The sequence below is a fragment of the Blastococcus sp. SYSU DS0616 genome, from assembly GCF_054051015.1.
The window spans coordinates 63,040-80,051 of the sequence record NZ_JBJHAJ010000007.1; the positions used below are offsets into that span (position 1 = coordinate 63,040).

General features: G+C 74.5%; 18 protein-coding genes. 15 read left to right on the top strand and 3 right to left on the bottom strand.

Going from position 1 to position 17,012, the window contains the following annotated elements:
• Positions 1-29: 29 nt before the first annotated feature.
• From ACI79K_RS07240 to nusB, 15 genes are all read left to right on the top strand, one after another.
• Positions 30-1,367, top strand: a complete 1,338-nt coding sequence (locus ACI79K_RS07240; protein WP_456599352.1) for a replication-associated recombination protein A — start codon at positions 30-32, stop codon at positions 1,365-1,367.
• A gap of 100 nt (positions 1,368-1,467) precedes the next feature.
• Positions 1,468-1,893: a DUF948 domain-containing protein gene (locus ACI79K_RS07245; protein ID WP_456588646.1), complete on the top strand. Its 426-nt coding sequence runs from the start codon at positions 1,468-1,470 to the stop codon at positions 1,891-1,893.
• On the top strand, positions 1,893-2,177 hold the full coding sequence (locus ACI79K_RS07250) for a hypothetical protein (protein ID WP_456588647.1): 285 nt from the start codon (positions 1,893-1,895) through the stop codon (positions 2,175-2,177). The genes ACI79K_RS07245 and ACI79K_RS07250 overlap by 1 nt, the downstream gene beginning before the upstream one ends.
• 49 nt (positions 2,178-2,226) lie before the next feature.
• Positions 2,227-4,911, top strand: coding sequence for an alanine--tRNA ligase (gene alaS, locus ACI79K_RS07255; protein ID WP_456588648.1), 2,685 nt, complete (start codon positions 2,227-2,229; stop codon positions 4,909-4,911).
• A 6-nt stretch (positions 4,912-4,917) separates the two neighbouring features.
• The gene (ruvX, locus tag ACI79K_RS07260; RefSeq protein ID WP_456597736.1) at positions 4,918-5,592 is read left to right on the top strand and encodes a Holliday junction resolvase RuvX; all 675 of its coding nucleotides are present in this window, start codon (positions 4,918-4,920) and stop codon (positions 5,590-5,592) included.
• A 59-nt stretch (positions 5,593-5,651) separates the two neighbouring features.
• Positions 5,652-7,238: an endolytic transglycosylase MltG gene (mltG, locus tag ACI79K_RS07265; protein WP_456599353.1), complete on the top strand. Its 1,587-nt coding sequence runs from the start codon at positions 5,652-5,654 to the stop codon at positions 7,236-7,238.
• The gene (locus ACI79K_RS07270; RefSeq protein ID WP_456599354.1) at positions 7,231-8,037 is read left to right on the top strand and encodes a shikimate dehydrogenase; all 807 of its coding nucleotides are present in this window, start codon (positions 7,231-7,233) and stop codon (positions 8,035-8,037) included. Before mltG ends, ACI79K_RS07270 begins: the two co-directional genes overlap by 8 nt.
• Positions 8,038-8,047: 10 nt before the next feature.
• Positions 8,048-8,710, top strand: a complete 663-nt coding sequence (locus tag ACI79K_RS07275) for a prepilin peptidase (RefSeq protein WP_456599355.1) — start codon at positions 8,048-8,050, stop codon at positions 8,708-8,710.
• Positions 8,711-8,782: 72 nt separating this feature from the next.
• Positions 8,783-9,982: a chorismate synthase gene (aroC, locus tag ACI79K_RS07280; RefSeq protein ID WP_456588653.1), complete on the top strand. Its 1,200-nt coding sequence runs from the start codon at positions 8,783-8,785 to the stop codon at positions 9,980-9,982.
• The gene (locus tag ACI79K_RS07285; RefSeq protein ID WP_456588654.1) at positions 9,979-10,512 is read left to right on the top strand and encodes a shikimate kinase; all 534 of its coding nucleotides are present in this window, start codon (positions 9,979-9,981) and stop codon (positions 10,510-10,512) included. Before aroC ends, ACI79K_RS07285 begins: the two co-directional genes overlap by 4 nt.
• Positions 10,509-11,567 (top strand): 3-dehydroquinate synthase, encoded by a 1,059-nt coding sequence (gene aroB, locus ACI79K_RS07290; RefSeq protein WP_456588655.1) that lies wholly within the window; start codon positions 10,509-10,511, stop codon positions 11,565-11,567. Before ACI79K_RS07285 ends, aroB begins: the two co-directional genes overlap by 4 nt.
• Positions 11,564-11,998, top strand: a complete 435-nt coding sequence (gene aroQ / locus ACI79K_RS07295) for a type II 3-dehydroquinate dehydratase (RefSeq protein ID WP_456588656.1) — start codon at positions 11,564-11,566, stop codon at positions 11,996-11,998. The genes aroB and aroQ overlap by 4 nt, the downstream gene beginning before the upstream one ends.
• Complete coding sequence (locus ACI79K_RS07300; RefSeq protein ID WP_456599356.1) at positions 11,995-13,110, top strand: M24 family metallopeptidase; 1,116 nt, start codon at positions 11,995-11,997, stop codon at positions 13,108-13,110. The genes aroQ and ACI79K_RS07300 overlap by 4 nt, the downstream gene beginning before the upstream one ends.
• Positions 13,111-13,671, top strand: coding sequence for an elongation factor P (gene efp / locus ACI79K_RS07305; RefSeq protein ID WP_456597742.1), 561 nt, complete (start codon positions 13,111-13,113; stop codon positions 13,669-13,671). It begins immediately after the preceding gene.
• Between the two features lie 15 nt (positions 13,672-13,686).
• Positions 13,687-14,094: a transcription antitermination factor NusB gene (gene nusB / locus ACI79K_RS07310; RefSeq protein WP_456588659.1), complete on the top strand. Its 408-nt coding sequence runs from the start codon at positions 13,687-13,689 to the stop codon at positions 14,092-14,094.
• A gap of 115 nt (positions 14,095-14,209) precedes the next feature.
• Here the strand turns inward: nusB and ACI79K_RS07315 are convergent, their stop codons facing one another.
• From ACI79K_RS07315 to bldD, 3 genes are all read right to left on the bottom strand, one after another.
• The gene (locus tag ACI79K_RS07315) at positions 14,210-15,241 is read right to left on the bottom strand and encodes a hypothetical protein (protein WP_456588660.1); all 1,032 of its coding nucleotides are present in this window, start codon (positions 15,239-15,241) and stop codon (positions 14,210-14,212) included.
• Positions 15,238-16,155 (bottom strand): ABC transporter ATP-binding protein, encoded by a 918-nt coding sequence (locus tag ACI79K_RS07320; RefSeq protein ID WP_456599357.1) that lies wholly within the window; start codon positions 16,153-16,155, stop codon positions 15,238-15,240. The genes ACI79K_RS07315 and ACI79K_RS07320 overlap by 4 nt, the downstream gene beginning before the upstream one ends.
• A gap of 170 nt (positions 16,156-16,325) precedes the next feature.
• A complete protein-coding gene (bldD, locus tag ACI79K_RS07325) occupies positions 16,326-16,886 on the bottom strand; it encodes a transcriptional regulator BldD (protein ID WP_456588662.1) in 561 nt (186 codons plus the stop codon).
• Positions 16,887-17,012 lie beyond the last annotated feature (126 nt).

The following is a 17,012-nucleotide window of genomic DNA, read 5'->3' on the forward strand; positions in this document are numbered from 1 at the left end:
GTCGTGCCCCGCGGGTAGCGTCCTCACCCGTGAGTTCGCTGTTCGACCCCGCTCCCGAGGAGGACGGCGCGCCGGTCGTCGACCCGGGGGCGCCGCTGGCGGTGCGGATGCGCCCGCGCGCGCTCGACGAGGTGGTCGGGCAGCAGCACCTCCTGGGTGACCGCGCCCCGCTGCGCCGGCTGGTCGAGTCCGACGAGCCGATGTCGCTGGTGCTCTACGGCCCGCCCGGTACCGGCAAGACGACCCTGGCCCACGTGATCTCGCTGGCCACCAAGCGCCAGTTCGTGCAGCTGTCGGCCCTCGACTCGGGGGTGAAGGAGGTGCGGGCGGTCATCTCCAGCGCAAAGCGCGAGCTCACCTACGCCGGCCGGCGCACCGTGCTGTTCATCGACGAGGTGCACCGGTTCTCCAAGACCCAGCAGGACAGCCTGCTCTCCGCGGTCGAGGACCGGATCGTCAGCCTCATCGCCGCCACCACCGAGAACCCGTTCTTCTCCGTGGTCAGCCCGCTGCTGAGCCGCAGCCTCGTCCTGGCGCTGCAGCCGCTCACCGACGACGACGTCCGCGCGCTGCTGCACCGCGCGCTCACCAGCGAGCGCGGGCTGAACGGGGAGGTCACGCTCACCGACGAGGCGCAGGAGCACCTCGTCCGGATCGCCGGCGGCGACGGGCGCAAGGCGCTCACCGCGCTGGAGTCCGGCGCCGGGGCGGCGCGGGCCGTCGGCGCGACGGAGATCGACCTCGCCACCCTGGAGACGGCGGTGGCGCAGGCGGCGGTGCGCTACGACCGGCAGGGCGACATGCACTACGACGTCGCCAGCGCGTTGATCAAGTCGATCCGCGGCAGCGACGTGGACGCCGCGCTGCACTACCTGGCCCGCATGGTGGAGGCCGGGGAGGATCCGCGCTTCATCGCCCGCAGGCTGGTAATCAGCGCCAGCGAGGACATCGGCATGGCCGACCCGACGGCCCTGCAGGTCGCGGTGGCCGCGATGCAGGCGGTGCAGTTCATCGGCATGCCCGAGGGGCACTTCCCGCTGGCCCAGGCCGTCGTGCACCTGGCGACCGCCCCGAAGTCCAACGCGGTCACAGTGGCCATGGGCGAGTCGGTGGCCGACGTCCGCGCGGGCCTGGCCGGCCCGGTGCCGCCGGGGCTGCGCGACGCGCACTACGCGGGGGCCAAGAAGCTCGGCCACGGGAAGACCTACCAGTACCCGCACGACCACCCCGACGGGATCGTGCCGCAGCAGTACCCGCCCGACGCGCTCGTGGGCAGGGACTACTACCGCCCGACGAACCGCGGCGTGGAGGCGCGGCTGGCGGAACGGCTGGGCAAGCTGCGGGCGATCCTCCGCCGAACCCGCTGACGCTCCGGCGGGGGACGGACGGCGGGGCGGGCCCGCGACTAGTGTGGCGTGGCCGGAACGTCGCTTCCCGGCGCCGATTCCCCTCAGAACAGGAGCACGCGTGTCCGTAGGAGAGATCGCCGGGCTGATCGCAGCCGGGGCCCTGGTGCTGCTGGTGGTCCTGGTGGCCGTCCCGCTGCTCAAGCTCGGCCGGACGCTCGACGAGACCACCCTGACCATCCGCCAGGTCCGCGAGCAGAGCGCGCCGATCCTCGGCCAGGCCAGCACCACGGTCGCGCACGTGAACAGCAACCTGGAGCGGGTCGACGACATCACCGGCAACGCCGCCAACGTCTCCAGCAACGTCGCCGCGCTCACCAGCGTCGTCGCCGCCACCCTGGGCAGCCCGCTGATCAAGGTCGCCGCATTCAGCTACGGCGTGCGCAGCGCCGCGAAGAAGAAGCGGGAGGGCCAGGCCATCGCCGACGCCGCCCGTCGCGACAAGGAGGCGCGCCGCGCGCGCCGGGCCGCCCGGCGGGCCGCCTGATGCGCCGGCTGTTCTGGCTCGCCATGGGGATCACCATCGGGGCGCTCGTCGTCCGCAAGCTCTCCGCCGCGGCGGAGAAGATGACACCGGCGGGGATCGGGGCCTCCATCGCCGAGGGGCTGCGCGACCTCGCCGACGCGATCGGCGACTTCGGCGCCGACGTCCGCGAGGCGATGAGCGAGCGGGAGCTGGAGCTGCGTGCCGGCACCGGCCTGGACGCGCCCCTGCCCGACGCAGGTGACGCCGCGGCCCTGCGCCGCGGATCGCACGCCGCCGACCTCTGACCCCCCGGCCCGCCGCACCCGTGGCGGGCCCCGCAGAACTGAGTAGACGATGCAGACCGCCGAGATCCGCCGCCGCTTCCTGGAGCACTTCGCCCAGCGCGGGCACACCGTCGTGCCCAGCGCCTCGCTGGTGTCCCCCGACCCGTCGCTGCTGTTCACCGTCGCCGGCATGGTGCCGTTCATCCCGTACCTGACCGGCCGCGAACCCGCGCCGTTCCCGCGGGCCACCAGCGTGCAGAAGTGCGTGCGCACCCTCGACATCGAGGAGGTGGGCAAGACGACCCGCCACGGCACGTTCTTCCAGATGAACGGCAACTTCTCCTTCGGCGACTACTTCAAGGAGGGGGCGATCCAGCACGCCTGGGAGCTGATCACCGGGCGGCTGGAGGACGGCGGGCTGGGCTTCGACCCCGACCGGATCTGGGTGACCGTCTACCTCGACGACGACGAGGCTGCCGACGCCTGGCGCCGCATCGCCGGCCTCCCGGTCGAGCGGATCCAGCGGCTGGGGAAGAAGGACAACTACTGGCACACCGGGGCGGCCGGCCCCGGGGGCCCGTGCTCGGAGATCTACTTCGACCGCGGTCCGCAGTTCGGTCCCGACGGCGGCCCGCTGGTGGACACCGCCGGTGACCGGTTCCTGGAGATCTGGAACCTCGTCTTCATGCAGTACGAGCTCACCGACGTCCGTGGCAAGGAGGAGTTCACGGTCGTCGGCGAGCTGCCGAAGAAGAACATCGACACGGGGATGGGCCTGGAACGGGTCGCGTACCTGCTGCAGGGCGTCGACAACATGTACGAGATCGACGAGGTCGCCCCGGTGCTGCGCCGGGCCGCCGACCTCGCCGGGGTCACCTACGGCAAGGACGTCGACGCCGACGTCCGGCTGCGGGTGGTGGCCGACCACGTGCGCAGCGGGCTGATGCTGATCGGCGACGGCGTGACCCCGGGCAACGAGGGGCGCGGCTACATCCTGCGCCGGCTGCTGCGCCGCGCCGTGCGCTCCATGAAGCTGCTGGGCGTCGACGAGTCGACGCTGCCGGAGCTGCTCCCGGTGTCGAAGGACGCCATGCAGGCCAGCTACCCCGAGCTGGACACCGACTTCGCCCGCATCTCGTCGGTGGCCTACGCCGAGGAGGAGGCGTTCCGCCGCACCCTCACGTCGGGGACGGCGCTGTTCGACACCGCGGTCAAGCAGGCCAAGCAGGCCGGCGCCCCGACCCTCTCCGGCGAGCAGGCGTTCTCGCTGCACGACACCTACGGCTTCCCGATCGACGTCACCCTGGAGATGGCCGCCGAGCAGGGCGTGACCGTCGACGAGGAGGGCTTCCGGGCCCTGATGAAGGAGCAGCGCGACCGCGCCCGCGCCGACGCCCGGGCCAAGCGCACCGGCTCGGTCGACGTCCTGGCCTACCGCCGGCTGCTGGCCGAGCACGGGCCCACCGACTGGCGGGCCTACGAGACGCTGCGCACCGACTCGCGGGTGCTGGGCATCGTGGCCGAGGGCGACGACGAGGGCGAGCGGCCGGCCGGCCCCGGGGAGATCACCCGGGTGGTGCTGGACCGGACGCCGTTCTACGCGGAGTCCGGCGGCCAGGTGGCCGACGCCGGACTCCTCACCTGGGACGGCGGCCGGGCCGAGGTCATCGACGTCCAGCGCCCGGTGAAGGGTCTGGTCGCCCACCAGGTGCGGGTGCTCGAGGGCGAGCTCTCCCGTGGTGCGGAGCTCACCGCCGAGGTGGACCGGGAGTGGCGCCTGTCCGCCTGCCAGGCCCACTCGGGGACGCACGTGGTGCACGCGGCGCTGCGGCAGGTGCTCGGCCCGCAGGCCCTGCAGTCCGGCTCCTACAACCGGCCGGGCTACCTGCGGCTGGACTTCGCCTGGCAGGGCGCGCTGACCCAGCAGCAGCGCACCGACATCGAGGACGTCGCCAACGCCGCCGTCCGGGCCGACCACACGGTCACCGCCTCGTGGATGACGCTGCCGGAGGCGCAGGCGTTCGGCGCCCTGGCGCTGTTCGGCGAGACCTACGGCGAGCAGGTGCGCGTCGTGGAGATCGGCGGCCCGTGGTCGCGCGAGCTTTGCGGCGGCACACACGTGCGGGGGAGCGCGCAGATCGGCACCCTCGCCCTGACCGGTGAGTCGTCGGTGGGCTCGGGCTCCCGCCGGGTCGAGGCCGTCGTCGGGCTCGAGGGGTTCCGGTACCTCGCGCGCGAGCGCGACCTGGTGCGCCAGCTGGCGGACATCCTCAAGGCGCCGCAGGACGGCCTGGTGGAGCGGGTCAGCGGCATGGTCGCCCGGCTGCGCGACCTGGACCGCGAGCTGGCCGACCTGCGGGCGCAGCAGACCCTCGCCGCCGCCGGCGAGCTGGCCGCCTCGGCCCGCGACGTCGGAGGCGTCGCCGTCGTCACCGGGTCCCCGGCCGGCCTCGGCGGCGGCGATCTGCGCACGCTGGCCCTCGACGTCCGCGGGCGGCTGGGGTCCGACCGGCCGGCCGTCGTGCTGCTGGCATCGGAGTCCGGTGGCAAGGTAGCTCTGGTGGCCGCACTCAACCCGGCCGCGGTCTCGCAGGGGCTGTCGGCCAACGACGTCCTGAAGGCGGCCTCGGCCCCCGTCGGGGGCCGCGGTGGCGGCAAGTCCGACGTCGCCCAGGGAGGCGGAACCGATCCCGCGGGTATCCCCGCGGCGTTGCAGGCCGGCGAGCAGGCGGTCGCGGCCGTCACTGGGAGGTAGAGCATCGTGTCCGGATCCGAGCACAGCCCCGAGGACACCGGGCCGGTCGGCGGCCGGCGGCGGGAGCTGCCCGCCGTCCCGCCGGCGCGTCCGCGCCCGGCCACGGGGGAGCAGCCGACGCACCACCCGACCACCGAGATCGACCTGACCCAGGGGTTCCCGCCGGTCAAGCACGAGACCACGGAGATCGACCTGTCCGGTGGCTGGCCGCAGCACCTCAAGATCCCGCCGCGCCGCCCCGGCGCGCCGCGCGCCCGCGGCCGGGTCCTCGGCGTCGACGTCGGGACCGTCCGGGTGGGCCTGGCGCTGTCGGACGCCACGGGCACGCTCGCCAGCCCGCTGGAGACCCTCCGCCGGGCCAAGGACAAGGCAGACCTCGACCGGCTCGCCGCGCTGGTGGTGGAACACGAGGTGACAGAGGTGGTCGTGGGAGAGCCGGTGCACCTGTCGGGCGCGGCCGGTGTCTCCGCGCAGGATGCTGCCGATTACGCACAGGAACTGGCCGACCGCATCCCGGACGTGCCGGTGAACCTGATCGACGAGAGGCTCTCGACCGTGACCGCAGCCAGCCACCTCCGGGAGGGCGGCATCGACAGCCGTCGCCAGCGGGCGGTGATCGACCAGGCCGCGGCCGTGGTGATCCTGCAGCAGTACCTGGACAGCCGGAAGGCGCCCTCGTGACGGCGCCCGGCGGACGGCCGCCGCGGGGGAGGCACGCGTTCGACGACGGGACCGGTGGCATGCCGTTCCCGTTCCCGACCGGCTCCGGTTCCCCTGTCGGCGGCTTCCCGCCGGGCCGCACCGCGTACCCGCGGCACGCCGGCGACCAGACCGGGCCGCTGGGCGCGTCCGGCTGGGCGTCGCCGGGGTTCCCGATGACCTCCCGGCACGGGGACGGGGACGGGCACGGCTACGGCGCCCAGCACCCGTCCGCCCCGCTGCCGCCGCTGCCGACCGGTGCGTGGGGTCGGCTGCGGCCGCGCGAGGACGCCGTGGGCGACGACGCCACCGTCGCCGCGCCCCGGCTGTCCACCGGACCCGACGACACCCCGGACGAGACGCCGGCCGCACCCGGCCCCGCCTCGGCGGACGACCCGACCGGCGGGCTGGACGTGATCGGCGCGAACGTCGACGACGACCGGACGGGCTGGCAGGACGACGACGCCGCCCACGGGGCCAGCGCGGTCGACGGGGACCACCTCGACGACGGCGCCCTGCTGCACGACGACGAGATCCCGATCGCGCCCTACGACTCGCGCAGCGACCGGGACCGGCGGCGCCGGCGCCGCCGCCCGCTGGCGATCGCGCTGGTCGTCCTGGTGCTCGGCGGCATCGTCGCCGGCATCGTCGTCGGCGGCCAGCAGCTGTTCTCCATGCTCGACCCGGCCGCGCGCGACTACACCGGCACGGGCAGCGGCAGCGTGGACGTGCGGGTGCAGCAGGGGGACACGCTCACCGACATCGCCCGCACCCTGGCCGACGCCGACGTCATCGCCTCCACCGGGCCGTTCGTGAGCGCCGCCCAGGAGAACCCGGCGGCCACCTCGATCCAGCCCGGTGTGTACACCCTCCGGGAGCAGATGAGCGGCGAGGCCGCACTGGAGCTGCTGCTGGACCCGGCCTCCCGGCAGATCTCCCGCGTGACGGTGCCCGAGGGGTTCACGGTCGACCAGATCCTCGCCCGGCTCGCGGAGCAGACCGGCACACCGCTCGCGGAGCTGGAGGCGGCGGCCGATCCGGCGGCGTTGCCGCTGCCCGTGTACGCGGGTGGGCAGCTGGAGGGCTACCTCTTCCCGGCCACCTACGACTTCGAGCCCGGCACCACGCCGCAGCAGATGCTGCAGCGCATGGTCGAGACCTTCAACCAGACGGCCGCCCGGCTGCGGCTGGAGGAGCGGGCCGCCGCCCTCGGGCGGACCCCGGGCGAGATCGTGACGGTCGCCTCCATGGTCCAGTCGGAGACCCGGCTGGACGAGGAGCGGCCCGACGTCGCCCAGGTGATCTACAACCGGCTCGATGCCGGCATCGCGCTCGGCATCGACGCGACGCTGGCCTACGGGCTGGACAAGAGCGGCAACGAGCTCACCGTCACCGATCTCCAGACCGACAGCCCGTACAACACGCGCACGCGCCAGGGGCTGCCGCCCACCCCCATCAGCTCGCCGGGGGAGGCCAGCCTGGAGGCGGCGCTGGCCCCGAGCAGCGGCGACCTCCTGTACTACGTGCTCGAGTCGGAGGACGGGTCGCACTTCTTCACCAGCGACTACGCCGAGTTCCAGCAGGCCCGCCAGCGGTGTGCCGACGCCGGTCTCGGGTGCGGTGGCTGAGCGGCCGCAGCGGGCAGCGGTCCTCGGGCGGCCGGTCGGCCACTCGCTCTCGCCGCTGCTGCACCGCGCCGCCTACGCGGCGCTCGGGCTCGCCGACTGGTCCTACGACGCGCTCGACGTGGGCGCCGGGGACCTGCCCGACCTGCTGGCCGGGCTGGGCGAGGAGTGGCGCGGCTTCTCGGTGACCATGCCGTGCAAGCAGGCCGCGGTCGAGGTCGCCGACGAGGTGGAGCCGCTCCCGCGGCTGCTGGGCGCGGCGAACACCCTGGTCCGCACCGGGGCCGGCTGGCAGGCCGAGAACACCGACGTCACCGGCGTGGGCACCGCCCTGCAGGTGGCCGGGGTCGACCAGGTGGGGCACGCCGCGATCCTCGGCGCCGGCGGGACCGCGGCTGCCGCGGCGGTGGCGCTGGCCTCGCTGGGGGCCGACCGGGTCGACGTCGTCGTGCGCGAGCCCGCCCGCGCCGGTGAGGTGGTGCGGGTCCTCGACACCCTGGGCGTGCCCACGCGGGTGCTCCCCCTGGCCGGGGTGCGCGTCGAGGCCCCGGTCGTCGTCAGCACCGTTCCGGTCGACGGTCAGCCTGCCGTCGCCGCGTTGGAGTGGCGCGGAGGGCAGACGGTGCTCGACGTCCTCTACGCACCCTGGCCCACGCCGCTGGCCGAGCGCGTCTCCGCCGCCGGCGGCGCGGTGATCAGCGGGCTGGAGGTGCTGTTCTGGCAGGCCACCGTGCAGGTGGAGCTCATGACCGGCCGGCCGGCCCCCATCGGCGCGATGCGCGCGGCGCTCGACGCGCGCTGACCTCCCCGCCGTGGACGTCTCCCGCCCCGTCCTCGCCGGGGTCGCCGTGCTGGCCGGGCTCCTCGTCGGGCCGGCGCTGGCGCGCAGCACCGTCCGGCTGGCCACCCGCGACGACGCGGCGGCGCCGTCCGGCACCCGCACGGCGCTGACCGCTGCGCTGACCGCGGGCCTGCTCGCCGCCGCCATCCTGCTCGGGGGCGGCCGCCCGGCCGCCGCCGCGCTGGTGTGGGCCGCGGGCGCGGCGGTGGTGCTGGCCGGCGTCGACCTCGCCGCCCACCGGCTGCCCGACCGCGTCCTCCTCCCGGCGGCCGTCGTCTGCGGCGCGGCCCTGCTCGTCGACGCCGCCGTCCTCGGCACGTGGGGGGCGCTGGTCCGGGGCGTCGCGGCGGGGGCCGCCGCGCTGGCCGTCTCCGGTGCGGCACGGCTGGCTGCCCCGGCCGCCCTCGGTCTCGGTGACGTCAAGCTGCTCGGCCTGCTGGGGCTGGTGCTCGGGTGGGCCGGCTGGGGGGTGCTGCTCGCCGGGCTGTTCCTCGGCCTGGTCACCGGCGCCGCGGTGTCGGTGGTCCTGGTGGCCACCGGGCGGGCGGGGTGGCGCAGCACCGTGCCGTTCGGCCCGCCGCTGCTGGTCGGTGCCGTCCTGGCGCTGGCGGTCGGCGGCGTCCCAGCCCCCTGACGGCCACCCTTCCGGGGCCCGCCCGAGCCCGCGAGGGAAGGGGGGAAGGGTGGTCCTTCTAGAATTGCCGGCATGTTGCGCTGGCTGACCGCCGGTGAGTCGCACGGCCAGCAGCTCACCGCCATCCTCGAGGGGCTCCCGGCCGGGGTCGAGGTGGCGACCGCCGACCTCGACCTGCAGCTCGCCCGCCGCCGGCTCGGGCACGGGCGGGGCGCCCGCATGTCCTTCGAGCAGGACGTCGTCACCCTCACCGGCGGGGTGCGCCACGGCCGCACCCAGGGCGGCCCGATCGCGGTGCAGGTGGGCAACACCGAGTGGCCCAAGTGGCAGACGGTCATGTCCGCCGACCCGGTCGACCCCGAGATCCTCGCCGGCCAGGCGCGCAACGCGCCGCTCACCCGGCCCCGCCCCGGTCACGCCGACCTCGCCGGCATGCAGAAGTACGGCTTCGACGACGCCCGCCCGGTGCTGGAGCGCGCCAGCGCCCGCGAGACGGCCGCCCGGGTGGCGCTCGGCGCGATCGCCCAGGCGTTCCTGCGCCAGGCGCTCGGCGTCTCGGTGGTCAGCCACGTCGTCGGCATCGGCCCGGTCGTCGCGCCCGACGGCATCGTGCCCGGGCCCGACGACAACCCGCGTCTCGACGAGGACCCGGTGCGCTGCGCCGACCCGGGCACCAGCGCACGCATGACCGCCGAGATCGACGACGCCCGGAAGAACGGTGACACCCTCGGCGGGGTCATCGAGGTCGTCGTCCACGGGCTCCCGCCGGGCCTGGGCAGCCACGTGCACTGGGACCGCCGCCTGGACGCCCGGCTGGCCGCGGCGCTGATGGGCGTGCAGTCGGTCAAGGCCGTCGAGGTCGGCGACGGGCTGGAGACCGCCCGCCGCCGCGGCTCGGTCGCCCACGACGAGATCGTGCTCGCCGACGCGGACGCCGGCGCCGGCGTGCAGCGGGTGCAGCGGCTCACCGACCGGGCCGGTGGCATCGAGGGCGGGATGACCAACGGCGAGGTGCTGCGCGTGCGCGCCGCGATGAAGCCGATCAGCACCGTGCCGCGCGCGCTGCAGACCGTCGACGTCGCCACCGGGGAGGCCGCGGTCGCGATCAACCAGCGCAGCGACGCCTGCGCGGTGCCCCGCGGCAGCGTGGTGATGGAGGCGATGGTGGCGCTGGTGCTGGCCGACGCGGCGCTGGAGAAGTTCGGCGGGGACTCGGTGGCCGAGACCCGGCGCAACGCGCGGGCCTACCTCGACTCCCTGCCGTACCGGTGAGCGGGCCGGCCCTGGTCCTCGTCGGCCCGCCCGCGTCGGGGAAGACGACGGTCGGCACGGCCGTCGCCGATGCGCGGGGGCTGGCGTTCCGGGACACCGACCGCGACGTCGAGGAGGCGACCGGGTCGACCGTCGCCGACCTGTTCGTCCAGCACGGTGAACCGCACTTCCGCGCGCTGGAGGAGCAGGCGGTCGCGCGGGCGCTCGCCGACCACACCGGGGTGCTGGCGCTCGGCGGCGGGGCGGTGACCAGCGCCGCCACCCGCGAGCTGCTGGTCACCCACGGCAGCGCCGGCGGGGCCGTGGTCTGGCTCGACGTCGACGTCGCCTCCGCCGCGCGGCGCGTGGGGCTCTCCCGGGACCGGCCGCTGCTCGCGGTCAACCCGCGCGCCATGCTGCGCACCATGCTCGAACAGCGTGCGCCGCTCTACACGGAGGTGGCCACGCACCGGGTCGCCACCGCGGGGCGGTCGCCGGAGGAGGTCGTCGCCGAGGTGCTCGCCGTCCTGACCCCGGAGGAGGCCCGGTGAGCCGTCGCGTCGCGGTCGCGGGGGAGCAGCCCTACGAGGTCGTCATCGGTGCCGGCGCCCAGACCGAGCTGGCGCTCGTGCTGGCCGGCACGGCGAAGGTCGCCGTCGTCCACGCGCCACCGCTGGCCGCCGCGGCCGGCGCCGCGGTCGAGACGCTGCAGACCGCCGGTGTGGCCGCCGAGGCGGTCGTCGTCCCCGACGGCGAGGCCGCGAAGACCGCGCAGGTCGCCGCCGAGGTGTGGGAGGAGTTCGGCCGGCTCGGGCTGACCCGCTCCGACGCCGTCGTCGGGGTGGGTGGGGGCGCGGTCACCGACCTGGCCGGTTTCCTGGCCGCCACGTGGACCCGCGGCATCCGCGTCGTGCAGGTGCCCACCAGCCTGCTCGGCATGGTCGACGCGGCCGTGGGCGGCAAGACGGGCATCAACACCGCCGCCGGGAAGAACCTCGTCGGCGCCTTCCACCCGCCGGCCGCCGTGCTGGCCGACACCGACCTCCTGGCCGGGTTGCCCGAGGCGGAGTTCCGCGCCGGGCTGGCCGAGGTGGTCAAGTGCGGGTTCATCGCCGACGGCCGCATCCTCGAGCTGCTGGACGCCGATCCGACCGGCCGCCGGGACACCGAGGAGCTCATCGAGCGTGCGGTGCGGGTGAAGGCCGCGGCGGTGGGGGAGGACCTGCTCGACACCGGGGTGCGCGAGTTCCTCAACTACGGCCACACCCTCGGCCACGCGATCGAGCGGGTCGAGGACTTCGGCTGGCGGCACGGCGAGGCCGTCGCCGTCGGCCTCGTCTTCGCCGCCGAGCTGGCCGGGCAGGCGGGCCTCCTGACCCCGGCGGAGGTCGCGCGGCACCGCACGCTGATCGCGGCGATGGGGCTGCCGACCAGTTACGCCGGGGACTGGGCGCGCCTGCAGCAGGTGATGCGGGTGGACAAGAAGGCGCGAGGCGCGTCGCTGCGGTTCGTCGTCCTCGACGGGCTCGGCCATCCCAGGATCCTGACCGACCCGCAGCAGGCCTGGCTCGATGCGGCGTGGGCCGCAGTATCGGAGACGCCATGACCATCCAGGTGCTCAACGGCGCCAACCTCGGCCGGCTCGGCACGCGCGAGCCCGAGGTGTACGGCACGACGACCTACGCGCAGCTGGTCGAGCTGGTGGAGACCGCGGCGCGGGAGCTCGGCGTCGACGTGCTGGTGCGCCAGACCGACGACGAGGGCCAGCTGCTGCGCTGGATCCACGAGGCGACCGACGCCGGTGACCCCATCGTGGTGAACCCCGGCGGCTGGACGCACACCTCGGTGGTGCTGCACGACGCGCTGGCCGCGGTGGGCGCACCGGTGATCGAGGTGCACATCAGCAACATCCACCGCCGCGAGGAGTTCCGCCAGCACTCCTACGTCTCCCGGGTCGCCGACGGGGTGATCGCCGGGCTCGGCGTGCACGGCTACGTGCTGGCGCTGCAGTGGATGACCCTGCGAGGCGTGTCGTGAGCCGGGACACCGCGCGGGAGGCCGCCCGGCGTGACGCGCTGCGGACCGCCGCGGCCGGGCGCGGCCTGGACGCGGTGCTGGTCACCAACCTGCTCAACGTCCGGTACCTGACCGGCTTCACCGGCTCCAACGGCGCCCTGCTGCTGCGGGTGGACTTCGGGGACGTGTTCGGCACGGACGGGCGGTACACCACCCAGGCCGGCGCGCAGGTGCCCGACGTCGAGCTGCTCGTCGACCGGGCCACGGTGCCGGCCCTGGCCCGGGAGGCGGTGCGGCGCGGCGCGGGGCGGATCGGTTACGAGTCCCACGACCTCACCGTCGACGGGCTGCACGGCCTGGAGCGGGTGCTGGCGGACGCCGCCGCGGGTGGCACGGTCCCGGAGCTGGCCTCCGTGCGGCGGGCGGTCGAGGGGCAGCGGGCGATCAAGGACGACACCGAGGTCGAGTACCTGCGCCGCGCGTGCGCCGTCGCCGACCAGGCGCTGGCCGAGCTCGCCGCCGAGGGGTCGCTGCGGCCGGGCCGCACCGAGCTGGAGGTCGGCCGCGAGCTCGACGCGCGCATGCTGGCGCTCGGCGCCGAGGCGCCGTCGTTCGAGACGATCGTCGCCACCGGCGCCAACTCGGCGATCCCGCACCACCGCCCGGACTCGACCGTCCTGCGTGAGGGCGACTTCCTCAAGCTCGACTTCGGCGCCACCGTGGACGGCTACCACTCCGACATGACCCGCACCCTGGTGCTGGGCCACGCGGCCGACTGGCAGCGGGAGATCTACGAGCTCGTCGCCGCCGCCCAGGCCGCCGGCCGGGCCGCGCTGGCGGTGGGCGCCGACGTCGTCGCGGTGGACGCCGCCGCCCGCGACGTGATCGTCGCCGCGGGCCACGGGGAGCACTTCACCCACGGCCTCGGCCACGGGGTGGGGCTGGAGATCCACGAGGCGCCCGGCATCGGCCCCCAGGGCGCGGGTAGGCTTGCCGCCGGTATGGCCGTCACCGTGGAGCCAGGCGTGTACCTGCCCGGCCACGGCGGTGTCCGGATCGAGGACACCCTGATCGTCACCGACGACGCGCCCGAGTTGTTGACCCTCACGAGCAAGGAACTGCTGGTCCTCTAGATGGCTACCACCAACGACCTGAAGAACGGCATCGTCCTCAACCTGGACGGCCAGCTCTGGACCGTCACCGACTTCCAGCACGTCAAGCCCGGCAAGGGCGGGGCCTTCGTGCGCACGACGCTGAAGAACGTGCTGTCGGGCAAGGTCGTGGACAAGACCTTCAACGCCGGCACCAAGGTCGAGACGGCCAACGTGGACAAGCGGTCGATGACGTACCTGTACAAGGACGGCACCGACTTCGTCTTCATGGACGGCGACACGTTCGACCAGATCTACGTGCCGGCGGAGACGGTCGGCGGGGGCGCGGACTACCTGCTCGAGAACACCGAGGTCATCGTGGCGGTGCACGACGGCACCCCGCTGTACGTCGAGCTCCCCGTCACCATGGAGCTCGTCGTCGAGCACACCGACCCGGGGCTGCAGGGCGACCGCTCCACCGGCGGCACCAAGCCCGCCACGTTGGAGACCGGCGCGCAGATCCAGGTGCCGTTGTTCATCACGACCGGCGAGAAGCTGAAGGTCGACACCCGCGACGGCCGGTACCTCGGCCGCGTCAACTGAGCGCGGGCCAGACGCGTGGCTGCACGGTCCAAGGCCCGCAAGCGCGCCGTGGACGTCCTGTACGAGGCCGACGTCCGGGGGCGGGACCGGCTGGAGCTGCTCCGAGAGCGGGTCGCTGACGGCAACCCGCCGGTCCCGGAGCACACCATCCGGCTGGTCGAGGGCGTCGAGGAGCAGGGCGCGCGCATCGACGCGCTGATCGAGGCGCACACCTCCGGCTGGTCGCTGGAGCGGCTGCCCGACGTCGACCGCGCGATCCTGCGGATGGCCACCTTCGAGCTGCTCTGGGTCGACGACGTGCCCGACGCCGTCGTCATCGACGAGGCGGTGGAGCTGGCCAAGGCGCTCTCCACCGACGAGTCGCCGAAGTACGTGAACGGCGTCCTCGGCGCCATCCTCGCCGCCGAGGTCCCCACGGCCTAGCGAGGGCGCACGGCCGACGAGGTGGGCCCGGAGGGTCCGGCGAGGAGCGCGCGGACACACTCGTCGCCGGTCGGGAACGGCCATTGGCCGCGGTGTCGTCCGGAGGACGACGATGTCATTGCAGGTCGCGGCGGGCGAAGAGCCAGATGCCGGCGCCGAGGATCACCGTGGCGAACGCGCCGACGACCAGGCCGCCCTGCAGGTTCGTGACCAGGTAGGTCGGCGGTCCCTCGGGCCCGGTGCTCATGACGCTGTAGTCGACGACCGGGACGCCGCCGGGGACGACGAGGGCGACCGCGTTGGTCGACAGCAGCCAGCGCTCGAGCATGGGGTCGTAGATCCGCAGCGCGGTCTCGACGATCGCGAAGTAGACGAACCCGATGCCGAGCGCCGCCCCGGTGTTGCGCACCAGGTTGGCCAGCCCGAAGCCGATCAGCGCGACGAGGACGCCGAGCACGACCCCGCGCCCCTGCGCGGCCAGCAGCTCTCCCCAGAACCCTTCCGGCAGAGCCTGGTCGGTGCCCACGAAGGTCCGCAGGACCCAGGCCATGACCAGCCAGGCGACCTGGGCCGCCACGCCGATGACCAGCGCGGCCAGGACCAGGACGCCGATCTTCGTGCCGATGACCCGCAGCCGGTTCGGCACCCAGAACAGCAGCGCCACGATGGTCCGGGTGGACCACTCCGCGCCGATCCAGGTGGCGCCCACGAGGAAGGCGAGCACCGCGGCGGCGGCCGCGAAGCCGATCGCGCCGGGCTCCCCGAGCGCGCCGAGGTCGAAGGGGGCCTTGTCGAGGAAGTCCTCGACGCGCCAGGCGGAGGCATCCAGCGGTGGGCCGCAGAACTGGTCGACCGGCTCGCCGACGTTCTCGGCCTCGATCGCGCAGTCCGCGCGCCAGGCCTCCTCGCTGGCGATGATCTCGTCCATGCGCTCGCGGGCGGCGGCGTAGTCGGCGTCGGTCGGCTCGCCGAACTGGAGCAACCCGATGACGATCGCAGCCAGCCAGCCGAGGACGGCCAGCCCCAGCAGGACCTGGATGAACCGGCGGGCGGTGAACCGGTGCAGCTCAGCCCGGAACAGGCTGCCGCCCCGCCGGGCCGACGTCGGCTCGGGCGAGGCAGTTGGCTGCTCGGTCACTGCGCTCATGCCTGGCCCCCGGTGATGGCGAGGAACGCGCTCTCCAGGTCGGGGGTCACGCGGACCAGCTCCTCGACGTAGTGGCCGTGCTCGGCGAGCACGCGGGTGATCTCGCCGGTGGCGGGCGCGCCGTGCACCAGCACCTGGCCGTCGGGCGCGGGAGAGAGGCTGAACCCGGCGGCGCCGAGCACCGCGGCCGCGGCCGCCGGGTCGGGGACCGCCACGCGGACGTCGCCCGTGCCGGCCTGGGAGAGCACCGAGGCGACCGGTCCGGAGGCCACCCGCCGGCCGCGGGCCAGGATCGTCACGGAGTCGCACACCTGCTGGATCTCGGCGAGCAGGTGGGAGGAGACGAGCACCGTCGTGCGGCCGTCGGACCCCAGGCGTCGGATCAGCTCGCGGACGTCGCGGATGCCGGCGGGGTCCAGCCCGTTGCTCGGCTCGTCGAGGATCAGCAGCCGGGGCGCCTTGAGCAGCGCGGCGGCGATGCCGAGGCGCTGCTTCATGCCGAGTGAGTAGCCCTTGAACCGGTCGTCGGCCCGGTCGCGCAGGTCGACCAGCTCCAGGCACTCCTCGACGCGGGCCCGCGCGACGCCGGCGGTCTCGGCCAGCAGGCGCAGGTTGCGCCGGCCGGAGAAGCCGGGGAAGAACAGCGGTGTCTCGACCAGGGCGCCGACGTCGCCGATCACGCCGGACAGGCCGGCGGGCACCGGGCGGTCGAGCAGTTGCATGTCACCGGCGTCGACGCGCACCAGCCCGAGCAGCGCCCGGATCGACGTCGTCTTGCCCGAGCCGTTCGGGCCGAGCAGGCCGTGGACGCCGCCGGTGTCGACGGTCATGTCCAGCCCGTCGAGCGCCTTGTGCGGCTGCCCGCCCTTCCCGCGGTAGGTCTTGGTGACCCCCGCCATCTGCACCGCCGGCATGCGGCCTCCCTGCTCGTCCGGGCCGGGCACCCGGCTGGCAGCACAGTGGCACACGTGGTGCTGCGGGAACAGTGTCCCGACCTGCGTGTCGAGACCGGGCCGGGCCGTAAACGACGAGGGCCCCCGCCGATCGGCGGGGGCCTTCGTGACTCGCTGGGTGGAGCCGGTCGTCAGCGGGGTGCGCGCCGGCGGTCGCCCCAGGCGGACTCGTCGACGTCCTCCTCGAGGTCGTCGTCGCCACCGGAGCTGACGATGCCCTCCATGCCGGGGGAGAGCACCCCCCACTCGATGAGCCGGGAGGTGAGCTCGTCGGGGCTCATGTCGTAGATGATGGCCAGCGACTTCAGGTCCTCGGCGCGGATCGAGAGGACCTTGCCGTTGTAGTCGTGCCGCTGGGCCTGGATGGTCGAGGCGTAGCGGGCCAGCGGGCCGGCCTCGTCCGCGGGCAGGGAGCCCAGCGACTCCAGGTTCAGGACGATCTTGTTCGTCGAGGTGACCGCGGAGCTGGGCCGCGGGTCGGGCAGCAGCTCGGAGACCGGGACGCCGTAGAAGACGGCGAGCTCGGAGAGGCGCTGCACGGTCACGGCGCGGTCCCCGCGCTCGTAGGAGCCGACCACGACCGCCTTCCAGCGGCCGTGCGACTTGTCCTCCACACCCTGCAGGGAGAGGCCCTGCTGGTTGCGGATCGCGCGAAGCCGGGCGCCGAGGGCCCGTGAGTAGTCGGTGCTCATCGCTGTCTGCTCACTGTCCGTCGTCTCGGATCGAGGTTGTTCGTCACGCAGCGTACGTGCGAAGCGGGGATCACAACAGGCGGGTGGACGCGAAAGCGCAGGTTGGTGCCGGGGCAGGCGCTGCCC

Coding starts and splice junctions, on each gene's coding strand:
- ACI79K_RS07250 (WP_456588647.1), top strand. CDS start 1,893: ATGCGCCGGCTGTTCTGGCTCGCCATGGGGATCACCATCGGGGCGCTC.
- alaS (WP_456588648.1), top strand. CDS start 2,227: ATGCAGACCGCCGAGATCCGCCGCCGCTTCCTGGAGCACTTCGCCCAG.
- mltG (WP_456599353.1), top strand. CDS start 5,652: ATGCCGTTCCCGTTCCCGACCGGCTCCGGTTCCCCTGTCGGCGGCTTC.
- aroC (WP_456588653.1), top strand. CDS start 8,783: ATGTTGCGCTGGCTGACCGCCGGTGAGTCGCACGGCCAGCAGCTCACC.
- aroQ (WP_456588656.1), top strand. CDS start 11,564: ATGACCATCCAGGTGCTCAACGGCGCCAACCTCGGCCGGCTCGGCACG.
- efp (WP_456597742.1), top strand. CDS start 13,111: ATGGCTACCACCAACGACCTGAAGAACGGCATCGTCCTCAACCTGGAC.
- ACI79K_RS07315 (WP_456588660.1), bottom strand. CDS start 15,241: ATGAGCGCAGTGACCGAGCAGCCAACTGCCTCGCCCGAGCCGACGTCG.
- ACI79K_RS07320 (WP_456599357.1), bottom strand. CDS start 16,155: ATGCCGGCGGTGCAGATGGCGGGGGTCACCAAGACCTACCGCGGGAAG.
- bldD (WP_456588662.1), bottom strand. CDS start 16,886: ATGAGCACCGACTACTCACGGGCCCTCGGCGCCCGGCTTCGCGCGATC.